Origin of the sequence: Pseudomonas sp. MRSN 12121 (genome assembly GCF_000931465.1) — a bacterium.
In the GTDB taxonomy this organism is placed as follows: Bacteria; Pseudomonadota; Gammaproteobacteria; order Pseudomonadales; family Pseudomonadaceae; genus Aquipseudomonas.
Window position 1 is genome coordinate 1,081,311 of sequence record NZ_CP010892.1, and the last position, 12,412, is coordinate 1,093,722.

13 protein-coding genes are annotated in these 12,412 nt (G+C 55.5%); 5 read left to right on the forward strand and 8 right to left on the reverse strand.

What is annotated here, in order from left to right; translation table 11 throughout:
* Window positions 1-22: 22 nt before the first annotated feature.
* The gene (locus TO66_RS32290) at window positions 23-361 is read right to left on the reverse strand and encodes a DUF3565 domain-containing protein (RefSeq protein WP_082061042.1); all 339 of its coding nucleotides are present in this window, start codon (window positions 359-361) and stop codon (window positions 23-25) included.
* Between TO66_RS32290 and TO66_RS04815 the strand changes: the two genes are divergently transcribed.
* The 3 genes from TO66_RS04815 to TO66_RS04825 all read left to right on the forward strand — a co-directional run bounded on the left by TO66_RS04815 (window position 330) and on the right by TO66_RS04825 (window position 2,754).
* Window positions 330-815 carry a peptidylprolyl isomerase gene (locus TO66_RS04815; protein WP_007929845.1) on the forward strand — a complete coding sequence of 162 codons (486 nt, stop codon included), beginning with the start codon at window positions 330-332 and terminating at the stop codon, window positions 813-815. The two genes, TO66_RS32290 and TO66_RS04815, sit on opposite strands and share 32 nt — an antisense overlap.
* Before the next feature lie 136 nt (window positions 816-951).
* Window positions 952-1,434 (forward strand): glutathione peroxidase, encoded by a 483-nt coding sequence (locus TO66_RS04820; protein ID WP_044461249.1) that lies wholly within the window; start codon window positions 952-954, stop codon window positions 1,432-1,434.
* A 216-nt stretch (window positions 1,435-1,650) separates the two neighbouring features.
* Window positions 1,651-2,754, forward strand: coding sequence for an NADH:flavin oxidoreductase (locus TO66_RS04825; RefSeq protein ID WP_044461250.1), 1,104 nt, complete (start codon window positions 1,651-1,653; stop codon window positions 2,752-2,754).
* A 106-nt stretch (window positions 2,755-2,860) separates the two neighbouring features.
* On the opposite strand, the gene TO66_RS04830 is transcribed toward TO66_RS04825, so the two are convergent.
* Together TO66_RS04830 and cysZ are read right to left on the reverse strand one after the other, a co-directional pair.
* Complete coding sequence (locus TO66_RS04830) at window positions 2,861-4,060, reverse strand: glycosyltransferase family 1 protein (RefSeq protein ID WP_044461251.1); 1,200 nt, start codon at window positions 4,058-4,060, stop codon at window positions 2,861-2,863.
* 39 nt (window positions 4,061-4,099) lie between these two features.
* Window positions 4,100-4,855 (reverse strand): sulfate transporter CysZ, encoded by a 756-nt coding sequence (gene cysZ, locus TO66_RS04835; RefSeq protein ID WP_044461252.1) that lies wholly within the window; start codon window positions 4,853-4,855, stop codon window positions 4,100-4,102.
* A gap of 310 nt (window positions 4,856-5,165) precedes the next feature.
* Between cysZ and trxB the strand changes: the two genes are divergently transcribed.
* Window positions 5,166-6,128 (forward strand): thioredoxin-disulfide reductase, encoded by a 963-nt coding sequence (gene trxB / locus TO66_RS04840; protein WP_044461253.1) that lies wholly within the window; start codon window positions 5,166-5,168, stop codon window positions 6,126-6,128.
* Between the two features lie 62 nt (window positions 6,129-6,190).
* On the opposite strand, the gene TO66_RS04845 is transcribed toward trxB, so the two are convergent.
* The gene (locus tag TO66_RS04845; RefSeq protein ID WP_044461254.1) at window positions 6,191-6,529 is read right to left on the reverse strand and encodes a HopJ type III effector protein; all 339 of its coding nucleotides are present in this window, start codon (window positions 6,527-6,529) and stop codon (window positions 6,191-6,193) included.
* Between the two features lie 567 nt (window positions 6,530-7,096).
* Between TO66_RS04845 and TO66_RS33185 the strand changes: the two genes are divergently transcribed.
* Window positions 7,097-9,841 (forward strand): M48 family metallopeptidase, encoded by a 2,745-nt coding sequence (locus tag TO66_RS33185; protein ID WP_156162037.1) that lies wholly within the window; start codon window positions 7,097-7,099, stop codon window positions 9,839-9,841.
* Between the two features lie 428 nt (window positions 9,842-10,269).
* Here the strand turns inward: TO66_RS33185 and TO66_RS33190 are convergent, their stop codons facing one another.
* From TO66_RS33190 to folX, 4 genes are all read right to left on the reverse strand, one after another.
* Window positions 10,270-10,677: a hypothetical protein gene (locus TO66_RS33190; protein ID WP_156162038.1), complete on the reverse strand. Its 408-nt coding sequence runs from the start codon at window positions 10,675-10,677 to the stop codon at window positions 10,270-10,272.
* Window positions 10,674-11,423 (reverse strand): HNH endonuclease, encoded by a 750-nt coding sequence (locus tag TO66_RS04855; RefSeq protein ID WP_256242601.1) that lies wholly within the window; start codon window positions 11,421-11,423, stop codon window positions 10,674-10,676. The genes TO66_RS33190 and TO66_RS04855 overlap by 4 nt, the downstream gene beginning before the upstream one ends.
* 282 nt (window positions 11,424-11,705) lie before the next feature.
* The gene (locus TO66_RS04860; RefSeq protein ID WP_044461256.1) at window positions 11,706-12,002 is read right to left on the reverse strand and encodes a DUF1244 domain-containing protein; all 297 of its coding nucleotides are present in this window, start codon (window positions 12,000-12,002) and stop codon (window positions 11,706-11,708) included.
* Window positions 12,003-12,039: 37 nt separating this feature from the next.
* Entirely contained in the window at window positions 12,040-12,411 is a 372-nt protein-coding gene (folX, locus tag TO66_RS04865) for a dihydroneopterin triphosphate 2'-epimerase (RefSeq protein WP_044461257.1), read from the reverse strand.
* Window position 12,412 lies beyond the last annotated feature (1 nt).

The window sequence follows — 12,412 nt, forward strand, 5'->3', positions numbered from 1 at the left end:
TGTCTGGCGCTCTACCGGAAATTCAGGCGTCAAGGTTATCGCTAACCGAGCCTTGAGCGCACCAACCGCAGGCGAAGGGACGACCTATTTTTTCCTCGCGCTGGCGTGGGTCCAGGACCCAGGCGCGGGATTGCCAGGGCGGCTGGTGACGCAGGTGCTGGGTATGGCCACATGACAGCTCGGCGACCCAGTGACCGTCTTCATCCTGATGGAAGCCGGTGATCGTCGAGCCGGGCGCGGGGTTCCGTTTGTCAGGGTTCCGTTCGCTTTCGGGCGATTGCTTCGCTAAACTTGGACGTTCTTCATTCTTATGCAAAAGGTCTCGCCCCATGCTGATCGCCGCCAATAAGGCTGTCTCCATCGACTATACCCTCACCAACGACGCTGGTGAGGTCATCGACAGCTCCGCCGGCGGCGCCCCGCTGGTCTACCTGCACGGCGCTGGGAACATCATCCCGGGCCTGGAAAAAGCCCTGGAAGGCAAGAACGTCGGCGACGAGCTGAGCGTTGCCGTCGAGCCGGAAGATGCCTACGGCGAATACGCCGCCGAACTGGTCAGCACCCTGAGCCGCAGCATGTTCGAAGGCGTCGACGAGCTGGAAGTGGGCATGCAGTTCCACGCTTCCGCTCCGGACGGCCAGATGCAAATCGTCACCATCCGCGACCTGGACGGTGACGACGTGACCGTCGACGGCAACCACCCGCTGGCCGGCCAGCGCCTGAACTTCAAGGTCAAGGTTGTCGATATCCGTGACGCCAGCCAGGAAGAAATCGCCCATGGTCACGTCCATGGCGAAGGTGGCCATCACCACTGATTTCTGCGCTAAGCTCAGATCTGACTGGAGAGGCGCCCCTGGGGCGCCTTTTTAGTCTGCGGCTTTTCTTGCCGGGTAACAGGCGGTACTGTCGAGTGGCTGTCTTCTGGAAGAACACGGGAATTTGGAGTTCGTCATGAGTGCTTTTCACGACCTTAAATTGAAAGCCCTGGATGGTCAGGAGCTACCGCTCGCGCCTTTCAAGGGGCATGTCGTGCTGGTGGTCAACGTCGCCTCCAAGTGTGGTCTGACACCACAATACGCGGCGCTGGAAAACCTCTACCAGCAGTACAAGGGCCAGGGTTTCAGCGTGCTGGGCCTGCCATGCAATCAGTTCGCCGGGCAGGAGCCGGGCTCCGAACAAGAGATCCGCGAGTTCTGCAGCCTCAACTATGGGGTGACCTTTCCTCTGAGCGCCAAACTGGACGTGAACGGTCCGGAGCGGCATCAGCTGTACCGCCTGCTGGCGGGCGAAGGGGCGGAATTTCCGGGCGATATCACCTGGAACTTCGAGAAATTCCTGCTGGGCAAGGACGGCCGTGTCCTGGCGCGTTTCTCTCCGCGTACCGCGCCTGATGATCCGACCGTGGTCCAGGCCATCGAAAAAGCCTTGAGCTGAATCTGCACGCCGGGCGTCGCCGCCCGGCCGGTTTTACCGCGCGTTCGCGCCTCCTGCGCTGTCCCTCGCTTTGGCACCTTGATCACCCTGATTGATAGTGCTGGGCGTTGCCTTGGGCGAAGAATATTATCATCATCATAAGCGCCGAGGCCCTCGCCCGATGCGCCGCTTCCCTGTGATCCCTCGCGATCAAGACTGTCAGCCCTGGAGTACGCCATGCCCGTTCAAGCCTTGTTCAAGCCCTTTCAACTGGGTGCCCTGGAGTTGTCGACCCGTGTGGTGATGGCACCGATGACCCGTTCGTTCTCCCCGGGTGGCGTACCCAACTCGAAAGTCATCGAGTACTACCGCCGTCGGGCCGCGGCCGGTGTCGGCCTGATCATCACCGAAGGCACCACGGTCGGGCACAAGGCCTCCAACGGCTATCCGAATGTCCCGCGCTTTTATGGCGAAGCGGCCCTGGCCGGCTGGAAGAAAGTGGTCGATGCGGTGCACGCCGAAGGTGGCAAGATCGTTCCGCAGTTGTGGCATGTGGGCAATGTGCGCCGCCTGGGCACCGAGCCGGATGCCAGCGTGCCGGGTTATGGCCCGTCGGAAAAAATCAAGGATGGCCAGGTCGTGGTCCACGGCATGACCCACGACGACATCCGCGAAGTAATCGCCGCCTTCGCCCAGGCCGCCCGGGATGCCCAGAGCATCGGCATGGACGGCGTGGAGATCCACGGGGCCCACGGCTACCTGGTCGACCAGTTCTTCTGGGAAGGCAGCAACCAGCGTACCGACGAGTACGGCGGCAACCTGGCCCAGCGCTCGCGCTTCGCCATCGAGCTGATCCAGGCCGTGCGCGCCGCGGTGGGGCCGGAGTTCCCGATCATCTTCCGTTTCTCGCAGTGGAAGCAGCAGGACTACAGTGCGCGCCTGGTGCAAACCCCCGAGGCCCTGGGCGAGTTCCTCAAGCCGCTGGCGGACGCCGGCGTGGATATCTTCCACTGCTCGACCCGGCGCTTCTGGGAGCCGGAGTTCGAGGGCTCCGAGCTGAACCTGGCTGGCTGGACCCGCCAGCTCACCGGCAAGCCGACCATCACGGTGGGCAGCGTCGGCCTGGATGGCGAGTTCCTGCAGTTCATGGTCAATACCGACAAGGTGGCGCAGCCGGCGAGCCTGGAAAAACTCCTGGAGCGCCTGAACAACGATGAGTTCGACCTGGTGGCGGTAGGCCGTGCCTTGCTGGTGGATCCGGACTGGGCGCAAAAGGTACGTGACGGTCGCGAGCAGGACATCCTGCCGTTCAGCCGTGAGGCGTTGATGACGCTGGTATAAGCGCCAATCCGGGAAGGCCATCGCGGGCAAGTCGGATCGCCGCCCGCTCGCTCCTACAGGATCACCGTCTGTGTAGGAGCGAGGCTTGCCCGCGATGCTTTTGCTTCTAGGGCAAAAGCCGCCCCTCAGCCACCAGCCCGGCTTCCTGGCAGGCCCCGCGCAACTGGCTTTCGAACTGCTCGATAATCGCCGCCCAACCCTGGCGGCTGGCGTGTTGCCGGGCATTGAGACGCACCCGGCGCAAGGTCTCGGGCTCCTCCAGCAGCCAGCTGGCGGCATCGCAGAAGGCGCACTCGTCCCCCGGCATCGCCAGCACGCCGTTGTAGCCATGGCGAATATGCTGGGCCGCCGCGGCCTGGTCGTATGCCACCACGGCGAGGCCCGAAGCCAGGGCTTCGAGGACCACGTTGCCGAAGGTTTCGGTCAGGCTGGGGAACAGGAACAGATCCCCCGACGCATAGTGGCTGGCCAGCGCCTCGCCACGCTGCGAGCCGCAGAACACTGCATCCGGCAGCTCCTTTTCCAGCACCGCGCGCTGCGGGCCGTCGCCGACCACGATCAGTTTCATGGGCTGCTGTGGGTAAGTCTGTTGCAACTGTGCAAAGCAGCGCTTGAGCAGGCCCAGGTTCTTCTCCGGCGCCAGGCGGCCGACATGGATCACCGCGATATCGTCGGCGCCCAGGCCCCAGCCCTGGCGCAGCTCGGTGAGGCGCTTGGCCGGATGGAACAGCTGGCTGTCGACCCCGCGCGCGAGCAGCGCCAGGCGTTCGAAATTGCGCCGCTCCAGCTCCAGGCGCTGGCTGGCGCTGGGCACCAGGGTCAGCTTGGAGCGGTTGTGGAACCAGCGCAGGTAGTGCGTCAGCAGGCGGGTCAGCAGCCCCAGGCCGTACTGGCTGGAGTACTGCTGGAAGTTGGTGTGGAACCCGCTGACCACGGAGATCCCCAGGCGCCGCGCCGCCCGCAGCGCGGACAGGCCCAGCGGGCCCTCGGTGGCGATATACAGCACGTCCGGACGATGACGCTTCCAGCGCCGTAGCAGCTTGTGCATCGACGACTGTCCCCACTGCAACCCCGGATAGCCCGGCAGCGGCCAGCCCCGACACAGCATCAGGCCGTCGTCGCTGGTCCGGCTCTGGTCGCTGCCCTGGCGCGGACGGATCAGCTCCACCTGATGGCCACGGGCCCGCAACCCGTCGCACAGGCGGCCAAGGGTATTGGCCACGCCGTTGATTTCCGGTGGGAAGGTTTCGGTGATCAGGGTGATATGCAGGGCTGTCGTCATGGCCTCAGTGTCAGTCGAGGCCATGTCGTCATTGTGACGTTGCGATGATGGATTTGTGACCCGTCAGCCTTGGTTGGTCACGCGATTTTCCAGGCCCCGTTCCCGCACCCAGAACAGCGTCGCACCCGCCACGGCGGCCGGCATCATCAGGATATTGACCAGCGGAATCAGCAGCGCCAGGTAGACGATGCCGCCGAAGCTCATGCTCTGCCAGCGCTTTTCACGCAGCCATGCGAGCATGTCCTGCCAGCTCATCTTGTGGTTGTCCGCCGGGTAGTCGATGTACTGGATCGCCATCATCCACACGCCGAACAGCAGCCACAGCGGGGCAGCGATCAGGTTGACCACGGGAATGAAGGACAGGATGAACAGGCCGATGGCCCGCGGCAGGAAATAGCCCAGCTTGCGCATTTCCCGGGCCAGGGTACGCGGGATCATGGCCAGCAGTTCGCCCCAGCTGAAGGGCGGGAAGTCGTCGGTGCCGCGGACCACCACCTCGACCTTCTCGGCGAGAAAACCGTTGAACGGCGCGGCGATCACGTTGGCGAGCATGGTGAAGGTAAAGAACACCATCAATAGCACCAGCACCACGAACAAGGGCCAGAGGATGTAGCTCAGGAAGCTCAGCCAGTCCGGCAGCGAAGGCATCAGGTTGTCGACCCAGAGGCTGAACTGATGGCCGGCGAAATAGATCAATCCGACGAACAGCACCAGGTTGATCGCCAGGGGAAGCAGGACGAACAGGCGCAGGCCGGGGCTGAGTACCAGCTTGAGGCCTTCGCGCAGGTATTGCGGGCCGGACAGGGCAGGGGCGGGCATAAGGAGCTCCGTACGAGGGGAAACGCGCCGACCTTACCGGCTTTGCCCCGGGGGCGAAAGCGTGGTTGCAGGATCGACATCAGCTGTAACAAAGGCGCCGGTAAAGTCGCCGGTACCGGATAGAGACCACCTATGAGCTGGATTGTTAAACCGTATTTCCTTAATCTTCGCCCCCTCTATACGCTGCATCCATTATTTTCTGGGCTGCGAACCCCAAGCCTTCCCCAAGTGCTTTCGCGGTCCTTTTTTATTCCAGCCGGCAATCCGGCGTTCCGCGCCAGGTGTCCGGGCCGGTCGATAGGAGTGAGTCATGTCTGATGTACGTCATTCGCGTGTGATTATTCTCGGTTCCGGCCCTGCCGGTTACAGCGCCGCGGTCTATGCCGCTCGTGCCAACCTGAAGCCGCTGCTGATCACCGGCATGCAGGCCGGCGGTCAGCTGACCACCACCACCGAAGTCGACAACTGGCCGGGCGACGTCCATGGCCTGACCGGCCCGGCGCTGATGGAGCGTATGCGTGAGCACGCCGAGCGTTTCGAAACCGAAATCGTCTTCGATCACATCAATGCCGTGGATTTCGCCGCCAAGCCCTACACCCTGACCGGCGACAGCGCGACCTACACCTGCGATGCGCTGATCATCGCCACCGGCGCCAGCGCCCGTTACCTGGGCCTGCCTTCGGAAGAAGCGTTCATGGGCAAGGGCGTGTCGGCCTGCGCGACCTGCGACGGTTTCTTCTATCGCAACAAGCCAGTGGCCGTGGTCGGTGGCGGCAACACCGCTGTCGAGGAAGCCCTGTACCTGGCCAACATCGCCAGCAAGGTCACCCTGATCCACCGTCGCGATACCTTCCGTGCCGAGAAGATCCTGATCGACAAGCTCAACGCCCGGGTTGCCGAAGGCAAGATCGAACTCAAGCTGAACGCCAACCTGGACGAAGTCCTGGGCGACAACATGGGCGTGACCGGTGCCCGCTTGAAGAACAACGACGGCAGCTTCGACGAGATCAAGGTCGACGGCGTGTTCATCGCCATCGGCCACACTCCGAACACCTCGCTGTTCGAAGGCCAACTGACCCTGAAAGACGGCTACCTCGTCGTGCAGGGCGGCCGTGAAGGCAACGCCACCGCGACCAGCGTCGAAGGCATCTTCGCCGCCGGCGACGTGGCCGACCACGTGTACCGCCAGGCCATCACCTCGGCCGGCGCCGGCTGCATGGCGGCCCTGGACACCGAGCGTTACCTGGACGGCCTGCAGAACGCTGCGTTCTGAGTGTCCTGAAATAAAAAAACCGGCTTCGGCCGGTTTTTTTATGTCTGCTGTTTCCTGCAGGATCAGCGGCGCTTGAGCGGCTGCTGTGCGAACTTCACGCCCGCCAGGCCATGGGCGATCAGCGCGCGGATATTGCCGTGGTCGCTGCCTTGCGGGGTGGCCAGCACCGAACGGTAATGTTCGCCGAACGCCAGCAGCGCCTCTTCGTCGCTCAAGCCTTCCAGCAGGGCAAGGCCCAGGGTCTTGCACGAACCTTCGTTCTGCCCGGCGGCGTTCGCCACGCCACCGTTGTCGAAGGCCTGCGGCTGGTAGTCGTAGCCGGCGGCGACGAAGGCCAGGGTATCGGCGAAGGCATGTTCGCCGCTCTTGAGGCTGGCGCGCAGGGTGTTCAGGTCAGTCATCTAATATGGTTCCTTCTTAACTGTTACTTGTGATATTCACGAGCGTATTCAAGTACTTATAGATAGTAACTTTTTTGAGGTCATTTCGAACCTCATGCAAGCCGGATATTTGCACGGACTTGACCATCCATTTGCATTCGAGCCGGCCAGGCAGTTGCGCTGCACTTAAGCGAGATGCATCGTAACCAAAACCAGTCGAAACCGGGCTGACTTGAACCGGTCAGGCCAGGCCGATGATTACCGTCGGGTGAGCATGCTTTCTCTGAAGCGAGGGATCCCCTATAGCAGCCTAGAGATGATGTCGCTAACCTATGGCAATACGTCTTTCGAGACTCACATGTAAAATGGAAGAATGCAAACCTTGGGGGAGTTAGCGCACTTGATACCCACATATATTAATACGTCAGATTTTGGTGGTTTTGCACCATGGTTGGCGTCATCAATAGATGATTGAAATTGGCCGCTTCCGTCGAAGCTGTGAATGGCTCTCTGTCGGTATTTCAGCTTCGGAGTTGGGGCTTGTTGGAATAACCGTTTCATGGAGTTTCAAATAAAGGTTGTCGTAAGATGGCCGATTTGCTCTCTGGGGGGAATAGGGAAATCATGGATAAAAGCACACACGAACCTCAGAAAACGTTGGCCCAATGTATCGCTGCTTGGCGAGAGGGGCGAGAAATACTCGTTATTGATGATGAAAATACACCAGAAGGCGTTGGGGATCGTCATTTTGTGGCTGGTGAGTTTACACAGGCGGCTACTAGCTACGGCCAGGTGCGGCGTCCCAACTCTGTTTGTAAAGCAAAATTTGGCTGGGTTGCTGCTATTACTGGGAATTTCGCAATTGCGAAAGGGTTGCTAACTAGTCGGAATTGCGGGGACTCTTCCGGAGAGCTCGCTATCCTAGCGTTGATTGAGGTTGGAGGATTCGGTGCACCTTTGCTGCACGGGACGGAGCAAGAAGCTCTATCGGCCGCTCAAAAATCCAAGCTTCTATCCAAAGTGACATCGTTATTGCAACTTTGCTTGCAGGAGTCTGAACCAGATTTTTTCGTTTTTTGTGTTTATAAGGACGTGTTCCCCTACTATCAGAGCGCCGCACTTCATCTCTCCGTCTCTGAACGTGGTTTGTCATTGTATCCAAATTATTATGTAATACGCCTCTGGCATGCTCGCGTAAGTCGATTGGCTAAAGTTTCTGATTTAACCGTGTTATCTGGTTTGCGAGAAAACACTCCATCTAAGTGGAATGGAGAGTATGCCGAAGAGGTTTACCGGACGGCGTACTATCTGCAAGACTATTCCTCAATAGACCAAATTTTGGAATCTGCAACTCGATGGGTCACGTCCGAGTGGATGGGGGCGCAGGTCAGTGTCGGATTGAATAAATTAGACCTGCTACACAGCTATCTGGATCTGAAGCGTATTCAACAAGGTGATAATACTACCTTGTCACGTGCCTGCACGAGATTGAATGACCTGGTCGAAGTCGCCATCCGTGATCGGTGTGTTATTACCGTCGAAAATGACGGGACCGTAGAGCAACGATTTACAGATGTGACGGTACTCGTACTCCGGCTAGCTTTAGCCTGCGAAAGCGGTGATGCCTCGCTAGTCATTACAATAGTCAATCTACTCATTTCTGTTCGTATGAAACCTGAAACAGGATCCGGATGCCCAGATTTATTTTCCGAGTTTCTTCTCGACAATCCACTGTCAATGGAATCACTCGATTTTGATCTTGAGCGTTATACAAAATTTATCGAGTCTTGCATTGGAGTTGATGCATTTAATAAATGGTCATTTATTAGAGCTGCTGAGTCTGTTGTGTTTGGCGATGAGCAGGCGAGTAATACAGAAACTTTAGTGGCATTTGCTCATGTATTTGATGCTCCTGGATTATTCACTTACATCTCGGATGTATGGCTAGGTAGTCTAGAGTCAGGTAATTCGTTGCATTTAATGCAGTTTTCCAATGCGTTGATTAATTATGTCAACTGGGTGAAGAAGGGGGATTCATCAGAGATTTATTATGGCTTTGAGCTTTCTGATGTTTCATTTAAAACCCTAAGTTTGCTGCTGGATAGTGTCCTTGAGCTTTTGAAGGCAGATAGATCAAATGTCGCTGAGTGGTTGGTGGGGCTTTTTGGGGCCGACCTCCTTAAGCATAAGTGTCACGCCAATCTTCTAGAGGTATGCGAGCTAATTCTTGAGCAATCAGAGTCAGAGGTTGCATTCTTCTATGCTGGTTATGTACACCAAGTTGAGGGGCTTTTGGAGGGCGCGCGTGAGCGCTACGAATCCGCTATAAAAGTCAATCCTGACCATACTTCAGCGCTTGGAAATCTCGCCATTGTATATCGCGATCTAGAACTTTTGCAGGAGCTTGAGAGCTTGGTTAGCTGTATTGCTGCAAAAGCAAAAGGTGGTTCAGATTCATGGCGTCGCGTGCTGGATATCGCTAATCGACAGCTCTCAGGTTTGATCGCGCAACGTACGAAGCATCAGGAACGGCAGCGGTTGGTATCTGCCAAAGGCTCATTTTCAACTTTGGTTTCTGACAGTCTGGAACCTGAAGATCTTTCTTTAATAGAAGCGGTTTACCTCGTAGCATTAGTGCGTGGCTGTGAGATGGACCATGTTAATTGGCAGCTTGCTCCATTTGGGAATACTGCTAAGCCAATGGATCCTACTGCGGGTTTACGCTACGCGATTATCGGATTATTAAAGAAAGGAATTCTGGGCATCGCTGATATCACACCGGATAGCGCTTTCGATGTGAGTACTGAGCATACGCGTTACTATTTGCACCGCATTATTTGGACGTTCAACTCGGTGACATTGGATCTCTATAAAAACATACGTAATCTTTCTCGGAATGAGTGGCCAGAGACTTGGAAGGCTCAGCTTTCTATTTTGGCTAGAGATTTCGCGGTTGAAGAATGTGTGCAGTTTTTGGAGTTTCAAGCCGAGGAGCGACAGATTGAACCGCCTCCTGTTGAAGATATGCGCTCAGTTTACCGTTTGCTTCTTGAGAGATGTTCAGTTAGCCGCTGCTGGTATTTTTCGTACTTAGCTGCGATGTCTGCAAACGATTATCGCACCAAGTATAAAGCTTCCGATCGCGCAGTGACGACGCGTCTTATCCGCCTGGTAGATCAAAAGGCGACAAGAGCTTTAGAAGAAGGATATGGTAAGGATTTTAATAGATCTTCTAGTAGCCCTCGATCTCAATTAAGCGAGGCGTTTCACGATGTACTGACCGGGTGGGAGGAAAAAGCATTTACCACTCTCCTACATGAGTTGGTGTTTTAAGTTGTTGCTGTGCGATTGTTTTGAGGCTCGCTGAGATTATATTTTTAAATAAGGTCTCGCTATGACTTATGTTTTATATCGCAACCGTTCTAGAGGGTGTTTTAGATTTCTATATAAGACTTTAGGGCGAAGTCGCCGTATGTCGGAGGTTTCGTCGTTTTGCTATTAGACTTTTTTGAGTTCATGTCTTTGATATGGGTATCAAAATATCGTGCTCTCTCAGAGGTTTTCTCTGATGCTCGCGCTCGGTTAGGATTGTGAGGTCAAATGGAATAGAAAGTTTATCGCTTAGTAATAGGAAGCTTTTACTTAATTCGGCATGTAGTCGTCCAAGGTCTATGCAGTCGTTACTGATGACGAGTAAAAGATCACAATCATTAGCGTCTTTTTTTCGAAAAAAAGAGCCGAATCCGTATACTTCTAATAGATCATGGTGTCTTGAATGGATATATAGGATTTCCTTCTTTATCTTTTTTATGGTAGGTCCAGAATTCATCTTTGAAAAGGGCTCCAGATAGCTCGCTAGAATTAAATAGTCCAATTTTATGGGATAAGCATAGGTTTTTCGCTTCGGGGACATATCCATTCCAATTACCGCCAACTGAAATGAAGTTCACAGACGGGAACTCTTGCATCACTCGTCGTGCAGCGGCTTCTCCAAGGGTATATTCATCAAGGCATATTATCACCAGAGGGCACCCTCTCTTTCGCGTTACTTTAATAATGATGTCGTCATGGCGCGAGATGCTAGCGACGTTATCGTGAGATTTAATGGCGTTTTCTAGCCAAGCAATTCGGCTATAAGAAACACCCCATGAGTTGGTACGATTGGTCATAATGAAAATATCTCCGAAAATTCATTTGGGAATAGTTGGTAAGAGTCCATTCGATGGTACACATGCTTCTCATAGGACTCTGCGTGTAGGCGGAATTTTTCTATAGCTTGAATTGCTGATATGTCATTAATAAGATCGATGTTTGTGTCGATAATTTTTAGAATTTTCTGATTGTTAGGAATGATTCGGTCAATGCGCCTCAGCTCCCACAATAAATAGGCGTTGGAGGTGGGGTCGGATTGTGCCGTGGCGCTATGAGGGCCATAAGTATCAAAAATGGATTTATTTGCAATTAGGAGGCGTGCTATTTCAATGCGAAGCTTATCATAGTTATCGTATTTGGACGTTTTGCCTGCGTTGCTAATAAGATCCTCATGCGTCTTCTTCCACTCGTGAAGTAATTCGACTGAGTATGTTCCTTCGGGAGCCTTATCAATATGAGTGTGGTGGGTGGGGCAAAGTAGTATTAGGTTGTCGTAAGTATCTTCTCCGCCTTCTGGTGTCCCTCGCGCAGCAGTAGGTTTGCTACCGATAACATGGGCCATTTCGCCAACAATATAACGCCCTGTTCCCACAAGTACTGTGAGATCCTCCCCGCAACCTGGTTTAGAGCACCGGCCACCAGCTCGTCCCCACAGTATTTTTGTATCTATTGTATTTATTGTCAAAAATGCTCCTCCTTGACTGATGTAGCCGTTGTTTTTGCTATTACCCTTTTGAGTAAAGTTTAGACTCTGTTCAGGCAAAAAGTAAAAACTCTTCCACTATTTATAGCGTGCTTCCAACCACGGTAGAAAGAGTCTATGACGGTTCTGGTCTGGTCAACGAAGGTTGCAAACCATTCGATCTAGCGTTGGAAGTGATTGTGAAGTGCCGCTTTGGGTCGATAGTTACCTGTCATCATCGGCAAAGAGCGGCACGGTAAGGCTCTACAAGCCTCGTTTTCCCATTAGCAAGACGGTGTTTGGGCTGCGTCCAATTGCAACCAAGGAGCGTCCTAATCATAGGCGGGTGCGGGTGTAAGTTGCCTAATTATTGGTTTTTCCTTTGGCGAACGCGGCTTGCTGCTCGGCGCTGGCTTCTTTCTGGTAGAGATTCTTCCACTCGGCGTAGGGCATGCCGTACACCACTTCACGGGCCTCATCGAGGCTGACGTCGATGCTGCGTTCGTCGGCCTCGGCCTTGTACCACTTGGACAGGCAGTTGCGGCAGAAGCCGGCGAGGTTCATCAGGTCGATGTTCTGCACGTCCTTGCGGCTGTCCAGGTGCGCGACCAGGCGGCGAAAGGCGGCGGCTTCGAGTTCCAGGCGTTGTTGCTCGGTCATGTTCGGCTCTGTGCGATCAAATGTGGCGCGGATGATATCAGCGGCTGGCCGCGAGGGTGATCGACACCGACTCGGCGAAACGCAGGGCGTGGGGTTTGTCGACTTCGACCTCGGCGTACAGCACCGAGGCGTTGGCCATGACCAGGTCGAGGATTTCCTGGGTCAGGCGCTCGAGCAGGGCAAAGCGGTTGCCCTCCACGTGGGCGATGATCGCCTTGGTGATGGTGCGGTAGTTCAGCGCATGGTCGATGTCGTTGTCGCGCACGGCTTCCTGCGCGGCATACAGGATGGTCAGGTTGATCAGCACATCCTGCTTGTTGAGGATCTCCTCCTCGTTGATTCCGATGAAGGTCCGCAGGCACAGGTCCTTGACCCGGATGCGAGCCATTCCTGGCTGAAGTTGTGGCATT

Bases quoted from the DNA above. Each gene is read 5' to 3' on its own strand.
- TO66_RS04845 (WP_044461254.1), bottom strand. From the start codon at position 6,529: ATGACTGACCTGAACACCCTGCGCGCCAGCCTCAAGAGCGGCGAACAT.
- TO66_RS33185 (WP_156162037.1), top strand. From the start codon at position 7,097: ATGGCCGATTTGCTCTCTGGGGGGAATAGGGAAATCATGGATAAAAGC.
- TO66_RS04860 (WP_044461256.1), bottom strand. From the start codon at position 12,002: ATGACCGAGCAACAACGCCTGGAACTCGAAGCCGCCGCCTTTCGCCGC.
- TO66_RS33190 (WP_156162038.1), bottom strand. From the start codon at position 10,677: ATGACCAATCGTACCAACTCATGGGGTGTTTCTTATAGCCGAATTGCT.
- trxB (WP_044461253.1), top strand. From the start codon at position 5,166: ATGTCTGATGTACGTCATTCGCGTGTGATTATTCTCGGTTCCGGCCCT.
- TO66_RS32290 (WP_082061042.1), bottom strand. From the start codon at position 361: ATGGAGACAGCCTTATTGGCGGCGATCAGCATGGGGCGAGACCTTTTG.
- folX (WP_044461257.1), bottom strand. From the start codon at position 12,411: ATGCCACAACTTCAGCCAGGAATGGCTCGCATCCGGGTCAAGGACCTG.
- TO66_RS04820 (WP_044461249.1), top strand. From the start codon at position 952: ATGAGTGCTTTTCACGACCTTAAATTGAAAGCCCTGGATGGTCAGGAG.
- TO66_RS04825 (WP_044461250.1), top strand. From the start codon at position 1,651: ATGCCCGTTCAAGCCTTGTTCAAGCCCTTTCAACTGGGTGCCCTGGAG.
- TO66_RS04830 (WP_044461251.1), bottom strand. From the start codon at position 4,060: ATGGCCTCGACTGACACTGAGGCCATGACGACAGCCCTGCATATCACC.
- TO66_RS04815 (WP_007929845.1), top strand. From the start codon at position 330: ATGCTGATCGCCGCCAATAAGGCTGTCTCCATCGACTATACCCTCACC.
- cysZ (WP_044461252.1), bottom strand. From the start codon at position 4,855: ATGCCCGCCCCTGCCCTGTCCGGCCCGCAATACCTGCGCGAAGGCCTC.